This window comes from Streptomyces sp. B21-105 (assembly GCF_036898465.1).
In the GTDB taxonomy this organism is placed as follows: domain Bacteria; phylum Actinomycetota; class Actinomycetes; order Streptomycetales; family Streptomycetaceae; genus Streptomyces.
Window position 1 is genome coordinate 2208870 of sequence record NZ_JARUMJ010000001.1, and the last position, 17100, is coordinate 2225969.

The 17100-nt window shown below is 73.6% G+C and carries 14 protein-coding genes and 1 pseudogene; 4 read left to right on the forward strand and 11 right to left on the reverse strand.

Translation table 11 applies throughout. The features are described 5' to 3' along the window. Nucleotides 1-59: 59 nt before the first annotated feature. Together QA802_RS09940 and QA802_RS09945 are read right to left on the reverse strand one after the other, a co-directional pair. Complete coding sequence (locus QA802_RS09940) at nt 60-347, reverse strand: YiaA/YiaB family inner membrane protein (RefSeq protein WP_334520156.1); 288 nt, start codon at nt 345-347, stop codon at nt 60-62. A gap of 59 nt (nt 348-406) precedes the next feature. After that, a complete protein-coding gene (locus QA802_RS09945; protein ID WP_334534450.1) occupies nt 407-1558 on the reverse strand; it encodes an acyl-CoA dehydrogenase family protein in 1152 nt (383 codons plus the stop codon). Nucleotides 1559-1716: 158 nt separating this feature from the next. Here QA802_RS09945 and QA802_RS09950 point away from each other — a divergent pair. The 3 genes and pseudogenes from QA802_RS09950 (at nt 1717) to QA802_RS09960 (ending at nt 4439) form a co-directional block, all read left to right on the forward strand. After that, nucleotides 1717-2350, forward strand: a pseudogene (locus tag QA802_RS09950) (TetR/AcrR family transcriptional regulator). A gap of 68 nt (nt 2351-2418) precedes the next feature. Then, complete coding sequence (locus QA802_RS09955; RefSeq protein ID WP_443042084.1) at nt 2419-3291, forward strand: ArsR/SmtB family transcription factor; 873 nt, start codon at nt 2419-2421, stop codon at nt 3289-3291. Between the two features lie 161 nt (nt 3292-3452). Continuing rightward, complete coding sequence (locus tag QA802_RS09960; RefSeq protein ID WP_334534456.1) at nt 3453-4439, forward strand: DMT family transporter; 987 nt, start codon at nt 3453-3455, stop codon at nt 4437-4439. 134 nt (nt 4440-4573) lie between these two features. Here the strand turns inward: QA802_RS09960 and QA802_RS09965 are convergent, their stop codons facing one another. From QA802_RS09965 to QA802_RS10005, 9 genes are all read right to left on the reverse strand, one after another. Continuing rightward, on the reverse strand, nt 4574-5653 hold the full coding sequence (locus QA802_RS09965) for a Zn-dependent alcohol dehydrogenase (protein WP_334520159.1): 1080 nt from the start codon (nt 5651-5653) through the stop codon (nt 4574-4576). A gap of 10 nt (nt 5654-5663) precedes the next feature. Further along, nucleotides 5664-7052, reverse strand: coding sequence for an aldehyde dehydrogenase family protein (locus tag QA802_RS09970; protein WP_334520162.1), 1389 nt, complete (start codon nt 7050-7052; stop codon nt 5664-5666). A gap of 180 nt (nt 7053-7232) precedes the next feature. Further along, a complete protein-coding gene (locus QA802_RS09975; RefSeq protein WP_334520165.1) occupies nt 7233-7940 on the reverse strand; it encodes a class F sortase in 708 nt (235 codons plus the stop codon). Further along, nucleotides 7927-8778, reverse strand: coding sequence for a hypothetical protein (locus QA802_RS09980; RefSeq protein WP_334520168.1), 852 nt, complete (start codon nt 8776-8778; stop codon nt 7927-7929). The genes QA802_RS09975 and QA802_RS09980 overlap by 14 nt, the downstream gene beginning before the upstream one ends. A gap of 103 nt (nt 8779-8881) precedes the next feature. After that, nucleotides 8882-10228 (reverse strand): MFS transporter, encoded by a 1347-nt coding sequence (locus tag QA802_RS09985; protein WP_334520171.1) that lies wholly within the window; start codon nt 10226-10228, stop codon nt 8882-8884. A gap of 19 nt (nt 10229-10247) precedes the next feature. Then, the gene (locus tag QA802_RS09990) at nt 10248-11702 is read right to left on the reverse strand and encodes a CitMHS family transporter (protein ID WP_334520174.1); all 1455 of its coding nucleotides are present in this window, start codon (nt 11700-11702) and stop codon (nt 10248-10250) included. A gap of 141 nt (nt 11703-11843) precedes the next feature. Continuing rightward, complete coding sequence (locus QA802_RS09995) at nt 11844-14081, reverse strand: molybdopterin oxidoreductase family protein (RefSeq protein WP_334520177.1); 2238 nt, start codon at nt 14079-14081, stop codon at nt 11844-11846. A gap of 165 nt (nt 14082-14246) precedes the next feature. Then, nucleotides 14247-14864 (reverse strand): TetR/AcrR family transcriptional regulator, encoded by a 618-nt coding sequence (locus QA802_RS10000; protein ID WP_334520180.1) that lies wholly within the window; start codon nt 14862-14864, stop codon nt 14247-14249. 64 nt (nt 14865-14928) lie between these two features. Next, nucleotides 14929-15567 carry a hypothetical protein gene (locus QA802_RS10005; RefSeq protein WP_334520183.1) on the reverse strand — a complete coding sequence of 213 codons (639 nt, stop codon included), beginning with the start codon at nt 15565-15567 and terminating at the stop codon, nt 14929-14931. A gap of 163 nt (nt 15568-15730) precedes the next feature. Here QA802_RS10005 and hmgA point away from each other — a divergent pair, with 163 nt between their 5' ends. After that, entirely contained in the window at nt 15731-17083 is a 1353-nt protein-coding gene (gene hmgA, locus QA802_RS10010) for a homogentisate 1,2-dioxygenase (RefSeq protein ID WP_334520185.1), read from the forward strand. Nucleotides 17084-17100: the final 17 nt, after the last annotated feature.

The window sequence follows — 17100 nt, forward strand, 5'->3', positions numbered from 1 at the left end:
CTCTCGGTACAGGGGCTCCACCATACCGCCGAAGGTGAGCGCTCGCTTAGATTGCCCGCTCAGAGCTTCTCGAAGGGGTCGTGGTCGGCGAGCAGCTTCTCCAGGCGGGCCTGGTCCACCCGGCTCACGATCTGCCCCGCCTCCTGCCGGTCGCGGATCACCTTCGCCAGCGTGAAGGCGGAGGTCACCAGGTACAGGACGGCGATCGCCAGGAAGCCGCGCACCCAGCCGTCGGTGTGGATGTTGTAGATGCCGATTCCGGTGGCCGCGATGGCGATACCGAAGGAGGCGACGGCCTGTCCGTAGAACGCCGCGGTGCTCTGCTGCTTGACCGGTGTGTCACTCATGGGGACAAGCTTCGGCGGAGGGGGCGCGCGCCACATCCGTCCGCGTACTCAGTACGTACTCAGAACGCCGAGACCCCTGTCAGGGCCCGTCCGATGAGCAGTTTCTGTATCTGGCTCGTGCCCTCGTAGAGGGTCATCACGCGGGCGTCGCGCAGCAGTTTGCCGGCCGGGTACTCGTCGATGTACCCGTAGCCGCCGAAGACCTGCAGGGCGTTGTTGGCGGCGCGCACGGCGGCCTCCGAGGCGAAGAGCTTGGCCTTGGAGGACTCGGTGGCGAAGGGCAGGCCCCGGTCGATCAGGTCGGCGACCCGCCAGGTCAGCAGCCGGGCCGCGTCCACGTCGACCGCGATGTCGCTGATCAGTTCCTGGACGAGCTGGTGGTGGGCGATGCTCCTGCCGAACTGCTCGCGCTCGCCGGCGTACCGCACCGCCGCGTCCAGGGCGGCCTGCGCGATGCCGACACAGCCCGCCGCCACCGACATCCGGCCCTTGGCCAGCGCCGACATCGCGACGGAGAACCCCTTGCCCTCGGGTGCCAGCATCGCGGACGCGGGCACCCGGACGTCGTCGAGGACCAGCTCGGCGGTGGCCTGCCCGCGCAGGCCGAGCTTGCCGTGGATGGTGCGGCGGCCCAGACCGGGAGTGTCCGTGGGGACGAGGAACGCGGAGACGCCCTTGTGTCCCGGCGCGTCGGTCGAGCGGACGAAGAGCAGGACGACGTCGGCCCAGGTGCCGTTGGTGATGAACGTCTTGGCGCCGTTGATCACGTACGAGTCGCCGTCGCGGACAGCGCGGGTGGTGAGGTTGCCGGCGTCCGAGCCGGTGCCGGGTTCGGTGAGTCCGAAGCAGCCGACGTACGCGCCGGACGTCAGTCCGGGCAGCCAGCGGCGCTTCTGCTCCTCGCTCCCCCAGGCCGCGACCGACTTGGCGACCAGGCCGAGGGAGACGGACACGATGCCGCGCACGGACGAGTCCCCGCGGCCCAGTTCCTCCGTGACCAGGCAGTAGGCGAGGTGGTCGCCGCCGGAGCCGCCGTACTCCTCGTCGACGGTCAGCCCGAGGAAGCCGACCTCGCCGAGCTTCTTCACCACGGACCGGTCGACCTCCTCGGCCCGGTCCCAGGCGACGACGTGCGGGGCGATCTCGCGGTCCACGAACTCCTTGGCGAGCTGCCGGACGGCCGTCTGCTCCTCGCTGAGCCCCAGGTTCACCACGAGATCACCTCACTGAAGAGAAGCCGGACCCGGACGGTCGACCCGGATGCCGGACCGGACGGCGCCCCGGAAGGTCGGCCCGGGAAACCGACCAGGGAAGTCGGACTTTAAATTAGCACTGCTAGTTTCCAGCGTGCAGCCCTACTATGTGCGCCATGGCCCGACCGCGCAAGCCCCTCCTCAGCACCGACCGGATCGTCGAGACCGCACGGGCGCTCGTGGACGCGGAGGGCCTCGCGGCCGTCTCCACGCGTCGGCTCGCCGCCGAACTGGGGGTGAGCGGGCCCTCGCTGTACAACCACTTCCGCACCAAGGACGAGATCCTCGAAGCCGTCGCCGACTCGGTGAGCGCCCAGGTCGACCTGTCGATGTTCGAGGACGCCGGCCGGGGTGGCGTACGGCGCTGCACGACTGGGCCGTCTCCTACCGGGCCGCCCTGCGCGACCATCCGAACATCGTTCCGGTGCTCGCCCAGGGGCCCGGCCGCCGGCCGGCCGGGCTGCGGCTCGCCGACGCGGTGTACGGCGCGATGGTCCGGGCCGGCTGGCCGGCCGCCCAGGCCACCAGCATCGGCGCGCTGATGCGCTACTTCATCATGGGCTCCGCGCTCGGCTCGTTCGCCGGCGGCTTCGTCGACGACGTGAGCGCCTACGACCCCGCCGACTACCCGCACCTGGGCAGGCCCACCTGCTCGCCGAGCAGCAGGAGAAGATCGACGAGCGGGCGTTCGAGACCGGGCTCACGGCACTGCTCGACGGCCTCGCGCGGCAGTTCGAGCAGCTGCCCTGATCCGTCGGGCAGCCCGCCCCGACACGGTTCGGCGTCGGCCGAAATGTGCGTCGCGCATGCTGGAAGGCATGAGCGTCATGGACACCGGCAGCCGCACGGGCACCGGGAGCCGCAGGGATCCCCGGGCGGCGGGGCTGGCCGCACTCGCGGGTCTCGTCGCCGACGAGACACGGGCCGCGTGCCTGCTGGCCCTGCTCGACGGGCGGGCGTGGACCGCCGGCGAACTCGCCCGGCACGCGGGCGTGGCCGCGTCCACCGTGAGCGAGCACCTGGGCAAGCTGGTCGCGGGGGGCCTGCTCGCGGAGGAGAGGCAGGGGCGGCACCGGTACGTGCGGCTCGCCGGCACCCGGGTCGCCCAGCTCCTGGAGGACCTGGCCGCCCAGGTGACCCCGGATCCGGCCCACCGGCCGCGCGGCCTGCGCGCCACGACTGCCGGTTCGGCGATGGCCCGGGGCCGCACCTGCTACGACCATCTCGCCGGCCGGCTCGGCATCGCCCTGACGGACGCCCTCACCGCCCGCCGCCTGATCGCCCCGGCGCCCGCGCCTCCCTCGGCCGGCGCGCACCCCCGGTCGTCAGCCGAGACCGACGCCGCCCCCGCTTCCGCGCCCACCGACAGCCCCGTACCCGCACCCTCACCCGCACCCGCACCCGACGAGCGGGGCACCGGGTTCGCGCTGACCGAGGCGGGGATGCGGTGGTTCGAGGACTGCGGCATCGTCCTCGACCCCGCCGGCCGAAGGCCCCTGGCCCGTGCCTGCCTCGACTGGACCGAGCGGCGGCCGCATCTGGCGGGCGCGGCCGGCGCCGCCCTGTGCCGGCACGCCCTCGACGCGGGCTGGTGTGTGCGCATCGGATCCGAGCGGGCCGTGAAGGTGACGGCGCGGGGCGAACGCGCGCTGGCCGAGCTGCTGGGCGTCGAGCCCGCCGCCCTGTGCTGAGCCGAGACCGGCGCCCGCCGACGCCCCGCCGGTGTCCCCGCCCGGCCTGGACCTGCGGCCGCGCCCGCGCCCGCGTCGACCCGCGTGACCGTCCACGCGATGCTCCCCGTCCGAAATCCGCGAGCCCGCGTTCTGCCCGTCCCCCTAGCCTGAGGACCATGATGACCAGCCCCCGGCCTGCCGAACGCCGTACCGAGATGCTCGCCGCCGGTGCGGCCGCCGTGACCGTCGTGCTGTGGGCCTCCGCCTTCGTGTCGATCCGCAGCGCGGGCGACGCCTACTCGCCGGGAGCGCTGGCGCTCGGCCGGCTTCTCTCCGGGGCGGCGGTGCTGGGGGTCATCTGCGCCGTACGGCGTGCGGGCCGGCCGCCGAGGTCCGCCTGGCGCGGGATCGCCGTGTCGGGGTTGCTGTGGTTCGGCTTCTACATGGTCGTCCTCAACTGGGGCGAGCAGCAGGTGGACGCGGGGACGGCGGCGCTGGTGGTGAACATCGGGCCGATCCTCATCGCGCTGCTCGGCGCGCGTCTGCTCGGGGACGCGATGCCGCCGCGGCTGCTGGCCGGGATGGCGGTCTCGTTCGCCGGCGCGGTGGCGGTGGGGCTGTCGATGTCGGGTGCGGGCGGCTCGTCGGTGCTCGGCGTGGTGCTGTGCCTGCTCGCCGCCTTCGGTTACGCGGGCGGCGTCGTCGCGCAGAAGCCGGCCCTGGGAAGCGCGAGCGCCCTGCAGGTGACGACGTTCGGATGCGCCGTCGGGGCGGTGGTGTGCCTGCCGTTCGCGGGGCAGCTGGTCCACGAGGCGGCCGACGCTCCGGTCTCCGCCACGCTCAACATGGTCTACCTGGGCGTCTTCCCGACCGCGCTGGCCTTCACCACATGGGCCTACGCCCTGGCCCGGACGACCGCGAGCCGCATGGGGGCGACCACGTACGCGGTGCCCGCACTGGTCGTCCTGATGTCCTGGCTGGCGCTCGGCGAGGTGCCGGGGGCGCTCACCCTGGCCGGCGGTGTGCTGTGCCTGGCGGGCGTGGCCGTGTCGCGGTCGAAGCCCCGCACGCAGCGGACGCGGGCGGCGGGGTCCGCACAGGCGGCGGGGGAAGCGGGGGTTCCCGAGCCGGGGTCCGACCGGGAGGTCGGTCCCCGGTCGGGCTGACACCACCGGCTGCACCCGGCCGCCCGGGGCCGGGAGGCGTGGGTGCGCGGCCGCGCCCGCCGGCAGGGTCGCGGAGGCCGGCGGGTCCGGCGTTCGGCACCGGCGCCGCGCACAGCAGCCGGTGTGCGGTGCGGTCAGAAGACGACGAGCGCCCGGCCGCCCTTGCCGGCCAGCATGTTGCCGAAGGCCCCCGGGATGTCCTCCAGGGTGATGCGCTCCGTCACCAGGGCGCCGAGGTCCAGGCGGCCCGCCCGGACATGGTCGGCGAGGACCGGGAGGTCCTTCGCCGGGTCGGAGTTCCCGTAGACGCAGCCCGAGAGGGTTCTGCCCCAGTGGAAGAGCTCCAGGGCGTTGAAGGTGATCTGCTGGTCCTTGCCGCCGATGCCGACGACCGTGGTGCGGCCGCCGCGCCGGGTGGACTCCCAGGCCGTGCGGATGGCGACGGCGCGGCCCACGCACTCCACGGCCACGTCCACGCCCTGCCGGCCGGTCAGGGCGCGGATCTCACGGGCGGTGTCCGCCGAGGCGATCACGTACTCCGTGGCGCCCGCCGACCGGGCCAGCTCCTCCTTCTCCGGGGAGACGTCCACGGCGACGATCGTCGAGGCCCCCGCGATCCGGGCCGCCTGCAGGGCGGCCAGGCCGACACCGCCGACGCCGAAGACGGCGACCGTCTCACCGGCCCGCACGCGCGCGCTGTGGTGGACGGCGCCGTAGCCGGTGAGGACGGCGCAGCCCAGCAGGGCGGCGTCGGTGAGGGGGATGCCGTCCGGCAGGGGCAGCAGGCAGGACTCCCGGACGACCGTCTCCTCGGCGAACGCGGCGACGTTCAGCCCGGGGTGCAGTTCCCTTCCGTCGGCGGTGCGGGCGTACACGTCCGCGGAGCCGTTCAGGGCGTTGGCGCACAGCCAGACCTCGCCCAGCCCGCAGGCGTGACAACTCCCACAGGAAGGAGCCCAGTTGAGGACGACCCGGTCGCCCGGCGCGACCCGGGCGACGCCCTCGCCGACGGACACGACCGTGCCCGCGCCCTCATGGCCGAGCACCGCGGGGACGGGCACCCGCATGGTCCCGTCGGACAGGGAGAGGTCGGAGTGGCAGACCCCGGCGGCGGCGAGCCGGACGCGGACCTGGCCGGGGCCCGGTTCCGGGAGGTCGATGCCGGTGATCTCCAGGGGAGCTCCGACGGCGGGAAGTACGGCGGCACGGACCACTTCGGGCTCCTCAGAACTGCAGGGACTTGGTCTGGAGGTACTCGGTCAGCCCGTGCGCGCCGAGCTCTCGTCCGACGCCCGACTGCTTGAAGCCGCCGAAGGGGGCCAGCGGGTTGAACCGGCCGCCGTTGATGTCGACCTGGCCGGTGTCCATACGGCGGGCGAAGGCCACCGCCTCCGCCTCGTCGCCGGCCCAGACCGCGCCGGCGAGCCCGTAGACCGTGCCGTTGGCGATCCGCAGGGCGTCGTCCTCGTCCTCGTAGCGCAGGACGGACAGCACCGGGCCGAAGATCTCCTCCTGGGCGATCGTCATGTCGGGGGTGACGTCGGAGAAGACCGTGGGGCTGACGAAGTAGCCCTGCTCGCGGGGGGCTTCGGGGCCGCCCGCGACCAGCGTCGCCCCCTCGGCCACGCCCTGCTCGATGTATCCGCGCACGCGGTCGCGCTGCCTGGCGTTGACGACGGGGCCGATGCGGTCGCCGTACTTGGCCGCGGCCGCGGCGGCGAGCCCGACCGCCTCCTCGTACCGGTCGCGGTGGACGAGCATCCGGGTCCAGGCGCTGCACGTCTGGCCGGAGTTGGACATCACGTTGGCGACGCCGACGTTGACCGCGCGGGCGAGGTCGGCGCTCGGCAGGATGACGTTGGCGGACTTCCCGCCGAGTTCGAGGGCGACCTTCTTCACGGCCGCGCCGGCCGTCGCCGCGATCCGCTTCCCGACGGCCGTGGAGCCGGTGAAGGACACCAGGTCGACGCCGGGGTGTTCGGCGAGGGCCTGGCCGGCCACCGGGCCGAGGCCGGTGACCAGGTTGAAGACGCCGGCCGGGACGCCCGCGTCGTGGACGGCCTCGGCGAACAGCTGGGCGGTGAGCGGGGTGTCCTCGGCGGGCTTGAGGACCACGGTGCAGCCCGCGGCGAGGGCCGGGGCGACCTTGGCGACGATCTGGTGCAGCGGGTAGTTCCAGGGGGTGATCGCGCCGACCACGCCGACCGGCTCGTGGAAGACGGTGGAGTTGCCGACCCGTTCCTCGAAGGAGTGCGTCGCGGCCAGCTCCGCGTAGGAGCCCGCGACCGCGATCGGCACCGCGGCGTGGACCGCCTGCGAGAAGGCGAGGGGTGAGCCGAGTTCGGCGGTGACCGTCTCGGCGATCTCGTCCTTGCGGGCCGCCAGGACGTCGCGGAGGGCGCCCAGCCGGGCGGCGCGCTCGGCGGGCGGGGTCGCGGCCCAGCCCGGGAGGGCGGCACGGGCGGCGCGCACCGCGGCGTCGACGTCGTCTGCCCCGCCCGCCGGGACGCGGCCGATCACCTGCTCGTCCACCGGATCGACCACCTCGATCACGTCCCTGGCCGCGGCCGGGCGCCACGCGCCGTCGAGGTAGATGCCGTCGTGTGCCTTCATCGCGTTCCCTCCGGGCGGTCCTCGTGCTCCGCGACCTAAACTAGCGTCGTTAGTTTTTCGGCACCAGGGGCCACGGGAGAACGCTGAAGACTGAGCAGGCGGACGGTGGCGGCGGGGACGGCGGGTGGCGGCAGGGACGGCGGGTGTCGGCGGGGACGGTGGGCGCGTCCCTGCGGCGGGTCAGCGGGTCGCCGTCAGGTGGGCGAAGACGACGACGTTGCTCGTGTACCCCGTCGCGCGCCGGAAGAGGCCACCGCAGGTGAGCACGCGCAGCTCGGGGCGGCGGGTCGGGCCGTACACCTCCTTGTCGGGGAAGGTGTCCTTGTCGAAGACCCGGACCCGGTCCACGGTGTAGACGGCGGTGCGGCCGTCGGCGCGCCGGGCCTCGATCCGGGCGCCCCGGGCCACGCGCGCGAGGCCGGCGAAGACCGCGGGGCCGGTCTCGGTGTCACGGTGCCCGACCGCGATCGCGGCGCCGCGCTCGCCCGGAGTCGGGCCGCCCGCGTACCAGCCGACGAGCCCCGGCTCGTCCAGGGGCGGTGTCCCGAGATGCCGGTCGGTGCCGAGCCGCAGCGGGACGATCGGCGCGTCGATGCCCAAGGACGGCACGCGCAGGCGCGTCGCCGGGGACCGGGGCAGCGGGCGGGGCGGTGGCTTGGCATGCTCCGTCCCCTTCCCGCCCTCTTCTCCGGTGTCGCCCGCGGCGGCCGGGCCGGCGGCGGATCCGTGCGCCGCTTCATGCCCGGCCCCCGGGAGCACGCCCGGGGCGCCGTGCCCCCCGCACCGGACCGCCGCCGTCACCAGGACGACCGTGAGCACGGCCGTCCTGGTGAGACGGAAGAGACGGGTCCGGTGCCAGGGCCTGCGTCCGCGCCTACGCGGCACCATGGTTGCGCCGGCGGGCCAGACGGAAGTAGGCGACTCCGCCTACGGCCACCAGGCCGACGGCCGCCGTGGCGGCCAGCGGGGTGAAGGCCTGCGAGGTGTCGGCGAGACCGCCGCCGCCCGCGTGGACGCCGCCCTCAGGGCCGCCCTTCTCGCCGTTCCAGGCGCCGCCGCTCTGGGCGCCGCTCTGGGCGCCGCTCTGGGCGCCGGCTTCGCGGCCGGTGTTCCCTCGGCTGCCGCTCTCCTGGCTGCCGGCGCCGGTGCCCAGCGCGGTGGCGTTCTGCCCCGCCCCGTTCTGCCCCGCGCCGTTCTGGCCCCCGCCGCCCTGGCCGTTCGCAGCCCCGACCTCCCGGCCGTCGTCGGTGATCGGGCGGTTCGCGCCCTGGTTCCCGCCGCTGCGCCCTTCCTCACGGCAGTTGATCTTGAAGATCTTCACCGTGGTCGAGGGGACGGTCCCGCCTGTGGCGGAAGGGAGATCCCAGCTGAGCGTGTACGACCCCTCGGCCAGTCCCAGCGGGTCGGTGTGCCCGGCGCCCTGGGTCAGGTCGATCACGCCGGTCACTGTGGCGGTACCGTCCGTCGGGGGCTTCGCCTTGATGGTGTAGTTGACGGACCTGAGGTCCGCGAAGTTCGCCGCGTCGAGGTAGAACCGGCAGGCCACCGGGTCGTCCTTCGAGACGCCGGTGGGCACGTGCTCACGGTGGATCCTGATGTCGCCGGCCTCCCCGACGGCCACGGCCGACGGTGCCGCGAGGCAGGTGAACCCCGCCGCGGCGAGCACCGTGAGAGCCGCGGCGCCGAGGCGGGTGCCGAAGGCGGGCGGGAGCGTCGAGCTGGACATGCGCATTCCTCCGAGTCAGGACGATTTTCATACAAATCGCTCTTGCACCTGACTCTCTTTCACATCGGGGGCCCTCACGGTGGGACCGCCGCCCGACGCGCCGTCAGACGTCCCTCGACCGGCGCAATCCGAACCCCGACCCGGACCCTGCCCCTGACCCGGACCCGGAGCCTGCCCCCGACCCGGACCCGGACCCGGAGCCTGCCCCCGACCCCGACCCGGACTCCGACCCGAACCGGCGGCCGACGGACCGCCTCGCCCCCGTCTCCTCACCTCCCCGGACCTCCCCCGGCGACCTCAGGGCCGCCCCCGAGGACAGCAGCAGCAGCGCCCCCAGCATCACGAACGGTGCGGCCACGCCGGCGAGCCCGGCCACCAGCCCCGCGGCGGCCGGCGCGGCGACCTGGCCGAGCCGGTTGCCGGTGAGGCGCAGCGCGAGAGCGGTGGAGCGGGCGCCGTCCGGCGCGGCCCGGACGACCGTCGTCATGGACAACGGCTGTCCGACGCCCAGACAGAAGCCGAGCAGCGCGAGGATCACGCCGAGCGCCCAGACCGGCGCCGGCAGGGCGATGCCCGCGCAGAGCAGGGCGGCCAGCAGACAGGTCACCGTGAGCAGCGCGGTCCGGCCGAGCAGCCGCAGCAGCGGGGTGAGGACGAGCCGGCAGGCGATGGAGGCGGCCGCGCGGACGCTGAGCAGCAGGCCGACGACGGACGGCGCGATGCCCCGGTGCTCGCCGACCACCGGCAGGTAGGCGGTGAGGATGTCGGTCGCGGACAGCACGGAGAGGCTGACGAGGATGCCGGCGGGGACGCCGCGGGCCCGCAGGATGCGCCGGACGGGGACACGGTCCCCGTGCCCGGTGCGGGAGTCGGCTCCGAGATCGCGGTGCTCGATGCGCCACAGCGACGTGAACGCGACGGCGCCGCCCGCACCCGCCACGAGCAGGGCGAGCGCGCTGCTGCCCGCCATGTCGGCACGGCCGATCAGCGCTCCGCCCGCCACCGGGCCGACCAGCTGGCCGAGCGAGGCGCCGATCGTGAAGTGGCCGAAGTCGCGGTCCTGTTCGTGGGGCGCGGACTGGCGGGCGACGAGCGACTGGGCGCCGATCACGAAGCAGAGGTGCCCGAGGCCCATCACGCCGCTCCACAGGGCCATCGTCCACAGGGAGCCGGCGAGCCCGCTGAGCACGCAGCCGCCGGATATGAGGGCCACGCCGACCGGCAGCAGGGGGGCGCACCTGCCGTGGTCGGTGCGCCTGCCGAGCGGGACGGCGGCCAGGAGCGGCAGCATCGCGTAGACGCCCGCCACGACGCCGACGGCCCCCTCGTCGGCGCCCAGCGCGAGGGCCCGGTAGGAGACGGCGGGCCGCGCCATCGACACCGCCCCCTGCGCGAAGCCGAAGGCGATGACGAGACGGAGCAGCCAGCCGCGGTTCCTGCCGGGCCCCACGAGTATCTCCACCAGATGCTCAGACGATCCCGAACAGGATGCTCGCGCCGAGAATCGCCAGGCAGGTCAGGACGGCCCACTTGACCACGAAGCGGGTGTGGTCGCCGAACTCGACCCTGGCCATGCCGACGAGGACGTAGACGGCCGGGACCAGCGGGCTCGACATGTGCAGGGGCTGGCCGACGAGGGAGGCGCGGGCCATCTCCAGCGGGGTGACGCCGTGCGCCGCGCCGGCCTCGGCGAGGACCGGCAGGACGCCGAAGTAGAAGCCGTCGTTCGACATGAAGTAGGTGAGCGGGAGGCTCAGTACGCCGGTGACGAGGGCCATGTGCGGGCCCATGCCCTCGGGGATGACGTCCACCATCCACTTCGCCATGTGGTCGACCATGCCGGTGCCCTGGAGGACGCCGGTGAAGACGGCGGCGGCGAAGACCATGCCGGAGACGTTGAGGACGTTGTCGGCGTGTGCGGCGAGCCGGGCCTTCTGGTCCGGGATGTGCGGGAAGTTGACGGTGAGCGCGAGCGCGGCGCCGAGCAGGAACAGCACCGGGATCGGCAGGTACTCCATGATCATGGCGGTCAGCAGCGCGACCGTGAGCAGCGCGTTGAACCAGTACAGCTTCGGGCGCAGGGTGGCGCGGTGCGGGTCGAGGCCCTGGAAGCCGTCGTCGTCCGCGCCTCGGGCGGCGTTCCCGTCGGCGTCGCCGAGCGCCGCGGCGCCGGAACCGGAGCCGCCGGCCGGGGCGGCCGCCCTGCCGGAACCGGCGTCGATGCCGGAGCTGCCGGCCCCCACGAGGACCGTCTCGGTCTGCTCGGCCTTCTCCTCCACCAGCACGTCGTCCAGGGTGTCCAGGGTCAGCACGCCGAGCCGGGCCCGTTCGCGGCGGCCGAGGACGTAGGAGAGCGCGACGACGAAGACGAGGCCCACGGCGAGGGCCGGGATCATCGGCACGAAGATGTCGCTGGCGTCGACCTTGAGCGCGGTGGCGGCACGGGCGGTGGGGCCGCCCCAGGGCAGCGTGTTCATCACGCCGTTGGCCATCGCGGCCACCCCGGTCATCACGACCAGGCTCATCTTCAGGCGCTTGTACAGCGGGTACATCGCCGACACGGTGATCATGAAGGTGGTGGAGCCGTCGCCGTCGAGGGAGACGATCGCGGCGAGCAGTGCCGTGCCGACGACGATGCGCAGCGGGTCGGCCTTGCAGAACTTCAGGATGCCGCGGACGATCGGGTCGAACAGGCCGACGTCGATCATCACACCGAAGTAGACGATCGCGAACATGAGCATCGCCGCCGTGGGGGCGAGGCTGGTGACGCCGTCGATGACGTAGTCACCGAGCTTGGCGCCCTTCCCGACGAAGACGCAGAACAGTGCCGGGATCAAGACGAGCGCCGCGATCGGCGACATCTTCTTCAGCATGATCAGGACCAGGAAGGTCGCGATCATCGCGAAGCCGAGGATGGTCAACATGAATGGATACCTAACGTTCGCCCTTGAACATCCCACCTGGGGGTCGGCGGTGCGTTGACGTTAGGTCCGTTCAAACAGGGTTAACAAGACGTTGACGTGCGAGCAATAAGCGCAAAACTCCAGGTCACAGCTTTGCTCAGGTCACAGCGCCGGGATCGCGGCCAGTCGGACCGGCACTCCGTTGAGGACCGCGTTGCCCGACAGGGGGTCGAGCAGGCTGCCGTCGAGGAGCTGGTTGACGTTGACTCCGGGGTCGGCGGCGGCATGGCTCAGGCGCGTTCCGGGGCGGTCGTGGCCCCAGCCGTGCGGCAGGCTGACGACGCCCCGGCGCACGCCGTCGGTGACCTCGGCCGGCGCGGTCACCTCGCCCCCGGCGCCCGTCACCCGTACCGGCGCGCCGTCGCGCACGCCGAGCCGTTCGGCGTCTTCGGGGTGGATCTGCAGTGTGCAGCGGTTGGTGCCCCCGGTGAGGGCGGGGACGTTGTGCATCCAGCTGTTGTTGGACCGCAGATGGCGCCGGCCGACCAGGACGAGTCCGTCCGGCCGCCTTTCCAGGGACGCGCGCAGCCGCGGGAGATCGCCGGCGATGGGCTGCGGCAGCAGTTCGATCCGGCCGGAGGCCGTCTTCAGCGGTTGCGGCAGGCGGGGGCCGAGCGGCCCGAGGTCGATGCCGTGCGGGCTCTCGAGCAGCCGGGCGAGGTTCAGCCCGTCCGGGCGGGCGCCGAAGCCGTCGCCGTAGGGGCCCAGGCGCAGCATCATGTCGAGCCGGCGTTCGGGTCCGCTCACCCCCGTGAGCTGCGCGGCGAGTTCCTTCGGCGCGCGGCCGTGCACGGGCGAGTGCGGCTCCTGGACGGCCTTGCCGAGGGTCTGGCCGATGACCCGGTCGTCCACGGCCGACGGGTCGGCGCCGTGCATGCCGGTCACCGCCAGCGTCAGCCGGGCGAAGATCTCCGTCTCGGCCATCCGGCCGGGCTCCAGCGGGACGGCGGGGCGGGAGTAGCGGGCCTGGTTGCGCACGGCCAGGGTGTTGAAGGCGAAGTCGTGGTGCGGGCTCTGGGAGGGCGGGGGCGGCGGCAGGACGACGTCGGCGTGGCGCGAGGTCTCGTTCAGGTAGGGGTCGACGCTGACCATGAAGTCGAGCGACTCCAAGGCCTTGTCGAGCCGGTTGCCGTCGGGCGCGGACAGCACGGGGTTGGCGGCGACCACCACAAGCGCGCGGATCGGCTCGCCCTCCTCGGTGGCGGTGTCGATCTCCTCGGCCAGCGCCGAGAGCGGCAGTTCGCCCTTGGCCTCCGGGTGCCCGCCGACCCGGGAGTGCCACCGGCCGAGCCGGAAGCCGCGGCCGGGGCCCGCGGGGCGGGGCGTGCGGTCGGTGGCGGCCTGCGGGAAGAGGGCGCCGCCGGGCCGGTCGAGGTTGCCGGTCAGGACGTTGAGAACGTCGACGAGCCAGCTGCCGAGGGTGCCGAAGGGGACCGTGCAGCTGCCGATGCGGCCGTAGACGGCGGCGGTCGGGGCGGCGGCGAGCTCCCGCGCGAGGGCGCGCACGACGCCGGCGTCGACGTCGCACGCCGGGGCCACCGCCTCGGGGGTGAAGTCCCGCACCGCGTCCCGGAGTTCGGCCAGTCCCTCGACGTGCGGGGTCAACGCGCCCAGCTGCACCAGGTCTTCCTCGAACAGCACGTGCGCCATGGCCGCGAGGAGCAGCGCGTCGCCGCCCGGCCGGATCGCGATGTGCCGGTCGGCGAGTTTCGCGGTGCGCGTACGGCGCGGGTCGATGACCGTGAGGGTGCCGCCGCGGGCCTTGAGCGCCTTGAGCTTGCCGGGGAAGTCCGGGGCGGTGCACAGACTCCCGTTGGACTCCATGGGGTTGGCGCCGATGAGGAGGAGGTGGTCGGTGCGGTCGAGGTCCGGGACGGGGATCGCGCCCGCGTCGCCGAAGAGCAGTCCGCTCGAGACGTGCTTGGGCATCTGGTCGACCGTGGAGGCGGTGAACAGAGCGCGGGTGCCCAGCCCGCCGACCAGCATCTGCGGATACAGGCCGCCGGCCACGGTGTGCACGTTGGGGTTGCCGAGGACGACGCCGACGGCGTTCGGGCCGTGCCGCTCGGCGACCGGGCGGATCCCGGCGGCCACCGCGTCGAAGGCCTCTTCCCAGCTGGCCTCGCGCAGCTCGCCGTCACGGCGGACGAGGGGCGTGCGCAGCCGGTCGGGGTCGCCGTCCACGGCCGGGAAGGCGGCGCCCTTGGGGCAGATGAAGCCCTTGCTGAACACGTCGTCCCGGTCGCCGCGGGCGCCGGTGACCCGCGTTCCCTCGATGGTGAGCGTGAGCCCGCAGGTGGCCTCGCACAGGGGGCAGATTCGCAGGGCGGTGCGGGACACAGGTCCTCCTGGGGGCGGCGTTGCCTCGTCCCGGCCGAGCATACCGACCGGTATGACTTCTGGGGAGGCCCCCGCCGCAAGCGCCCGGTCCAGCACCTCGGGCCGACGCGCGGGGCGGCATCGGCAGCGCGGGTCGGCGTCGGGTCGGCACCGGCGGGGCGGGGCTCAGTCCAGCACGCGCGCCAGGTAGGCCCGCAGCAGCTCGCGGGTCTCGTCGATCACTTTCGCGTCGCCCTCCGGATCCACCCGGAAGGCCAGGTGCACGAGGGTGTCCGCGGTCTCCACGGCGATCAGGAAGACCCGGCGCAGATCGTCGTCGGGTTCCCGGGCGAGGTGGTCGGCGAGCAGTTCGGCGAGGCGGTCGGCGACCCGGTGGTTGGGCTCGGCATGCCGCGCTCCGACCGGGATCTGGTTGCCGAAGTCGACGAGGGAGAAGCCGGGGGCGGTGCGCTTCATGGCGAGGTACTCGTCGAGCACGGCGTCCATCGCGGTCCGCCAGTCGCCGGGCCGGGCTCCGCGCAGGCGCTCGGTGACGCGCTCGGAGTAACGCTCGAGGTTGCGCTGCGCGAGCGCGTCGGCCATCTGCCGCTTGTTGCCGAAGAACCGGTAGACGGAGCCGATCGGGACGCCGGCGCGCTCGGCGACGGCCCGGGTGCTCAGGGCGTCGTAGCCGACCTCGTCCAGCAGGTCGGCGCAGGCGTCGAGGATCCTCGTCAGCCGTTCGGCGCTGCGCCGCTGCACGGGCGCACGACGGAGCGATGTCGCTTGGGGCACGGGCTTCATGATGCCTTTCCGCCGTGGCCGAGTGAACCTCGCCCCTGGGTACGGAGAAACATGCCTGATGCACTCAACCCGCTCGAGGGGCCGGCGACCCCGCAGACACGGTCGGCGACCCCGCGGAAGACCCGCTCGGCGACCCCGCCGGAGACAAGGCCGCAGACCCGGTCGGCGACACGGAGGAGGTGGTTGTCGGCTCCGACGGCTCCGACGGTTCGGACGCCGTGACGTCCGCCGTGGCCTCCACGGGCTTGCCCTCCACCGCCCAGACCGTCGCGTCGTCCGCGTAGAGGCGGGCGGTGACGTGGTGGGTGCCGTGCGGCAGGTAGCCGGCCGGGATGCGGTACGCCAGGGTGCGCAGGTCGGCGACCGGCAGGTCGTCGACATAGAGCCGGGCGAGGCCGTGACCGGCGACCGCCCGCTGCGGCGCCCCCGCCGGCGAGAGGCGGAAATTGGTGAGCTTCAGCCGTACGTTCCAGCCGCCGGAGCCGTCCGGCTGGACCTCCACGCCGACCTCGGGCGCCCCCTCCTTCGCCACCTGCCGGTAGTGGCGCCCGTCGTCGTCCGTGTGGTCCAGGACCTGGCCGACGGGTGAGGGCGACGCCACGGTCCCCGGTCCGCTCCCGTCGCCGGGGGCGCAGCCCGCGGATCCGGTCAGCAACAGGACACAGACCGCGAGCGCGGCGGGTAGGGCGCGCGTCCTCGACATGATCCGGACACTAGAGCACCGGCCCCGGCATCCGGATCCCCCTCAGGTCTGGTTCCGGCCGCGCCGTGATCGTCCTCCGAGAGGAGGACACCGACGGACCTCTTGCATCCGGGAAACCGCAATCCTACGGTGATGCATAGGAATCAGTCGCAAGGGAGCCATGATGAGCAGCGGGGACGCACGCAAGACGGCCGAGTGGCCGGCCCACCTCCGCGGATTCGGCAACGAACACTCCTCGGAGGCCGTCCCGGGAGCCCTGCCCGAGGGCCGCAACTCGCCCCAGCGCGCCCCCCTCGGCCTGTACGCGGAGCAGCTCAGCGGTACGGCGTTCACCGAGCCGCGCGCCCACAACCGCCGCTCCTGGCTGTACCGGATCCGCCCGTCGGCCGCACACCCGGCCTTCACCCGGGCCCCGGACGGGGCGCTGCGCACCGGCCCCTTCACGCAGACGGTCGCCGATCCGAACCGGCTGCGCTGGGACCCCCTGCCCGAGCCGCCCGGGGGCACCGACTTCCTGGCCGGTCTGTGGACCGTCGGCGGCAACGGGGACGCCGCCCAGCGCAACGGCATGGCCGTGCACCTGTACCACGCGAACGCCGGCATGGACCGCGTCTTCGGGAACGCCGACGGGGAGCTGCTGATCGTCCCCGAGCACGGCGGGCTGCTGCTGCGCACCGAGTTCGGGCTGCTGCACGCCGAGCCCGGCCATGTCGCGCTGATCCCGCGCGGGGTCCGCTTCCGCGTCGACCTGCTGGACGACTCCGCCCGCGGTTACGTCTGCGAGAACTACGGCGCCCCCTTCCGGCTCCCCGACCTCGGCCCGATCGGCGCCAACGGCCTCGCCAGCCCGCGCGACTTCCGGGCGCCGGTCGCCGCGTACGAGGACGTCGAGGGGCCGGTGGAGGTGGTCAACAAGTTCTGCGGCCACCTGTGGAGCGCGACCTACGACCACTCCCCGCTGGACGTCGTCGCCTGGCACGGCAACCTCGTGCCGTACGTGTACGACCTGCGCCGCTTCAACGTCATCGGGTCGGTCTCCTACGACCACCCGGACCCGTCGATCTTCACCGTGCTGACGTCCCCGTCCGACACCCCCGGTCTGGCCGGCGTGGACTTCGTGGTCTTCGCCCCGCGCTGGCTGGTCGGCGAGGACACCTTCCGGCCGCCCTACTTCCACCGGAACGTGATGAGCGAGTACATGGGCCTGATCGAGGGCGCCTACGACGCCAAGACGGCCGGGAAGGGGGGCTTCGTACCGGGCGGCGGTTCGCTGCACAACATGATGTCGGCGCACGGCCCGGACCGTGAGACCTTCGACCGCGCGAGCGCCGCCGAACTGAAGCCGCACAAGGTCGACGACGGGCTGGCGTTCATGTTCGAGACGCGCTGGCCGCTCGTCCTCACCCCGCAGGCGGCGCGGGCGGACCATCTGCAGCAGCGCTACGACGACGTGTGGCAGGGCCTCGAGCGTCACTTCCGGCCGACCGCCACCTCGTCCGACGGCGCATTGCACTGAACGTTCCCGACCGGTAC

What these genes read in the sequence shown, in the direction of transcription:
- QA802_RS09940 (WP_334520156.1), bottom strand. Translation starts at nt 347, where the DNA reads ATGAGTGACACACCGGTCAAGCAGCAGAGCACCGCGGCGTTCTACGGA.
- QA802_RS09955 (WP_443042084.1), top strand. Translation starts at nt 2,419, where the DNA reads ATGAGCGTCATGGACACCGGCAGCCGCACGGGCACCGGGAGCCGCAGG.
- QA802_RS09960 (WP_334534456.1), top strand. Translation starts at nt 3,453, where the DNA reads ATGACCAGCCCCCGGCCTGCCGAACGCCGTACCGAGATGCTCGCCGCC.
- QA802_RS09970 (WP_334520162.1), bottom strand. Translation starts at nt 7,052, where the DNA reads ATGAAGGCACACGACGGCATCTACCTCGACGGCGCGTGGCGCCCGGCC.
- QA802_RS09975 (WP_334520165.1), bottom strand. Translation starts at nt 7,940, where the DNA reads ATGGTGCCGCGTAGGCGCGGACGCAGGCCCTGGCACCGGACCCGTCTC.
- QA802_RS09980 (WP_334520168.1), bottom strand. Translation starts at nt 8,778, where the DNA reads ATGTCCAGCTCGACGCTCCCGCCCGCCTTCGGCACCCGCCTCGGCGCC.
- QA802_RS09990 (WP_334520174.1), bottom strand. Translation starts at nt 11,702, where the DNA reads ATGTTGACCATCCTCGGCTTCGCGATGATCGCGACCTTCCTGGTCCTG.
- QA802_RS10000 (WP_334520180.1), bottom strand. Translation starts at nt 14,864, where the DNA reads ATGAAGCCCGTGCCCCAAGCGACATCGCTCCGTCGTGCGCCCGTGCAG.
- QA802_RS10005 (WP_334520183.1), bottom strand. Translation starts at nt 15,567, where the DNA reads ATGTCGAGGACGCGCGCCCTACCCGCCGCGCTCGCGGTCTGTGTCCTG.
- hmgA (WP_334520185.1), top strand. Translation starts at nt 15,731, where the DNA reads ATGAGCAGCGGGGACGCACGCAAGACGGCCGAGTGGCCGGCCCACCTC.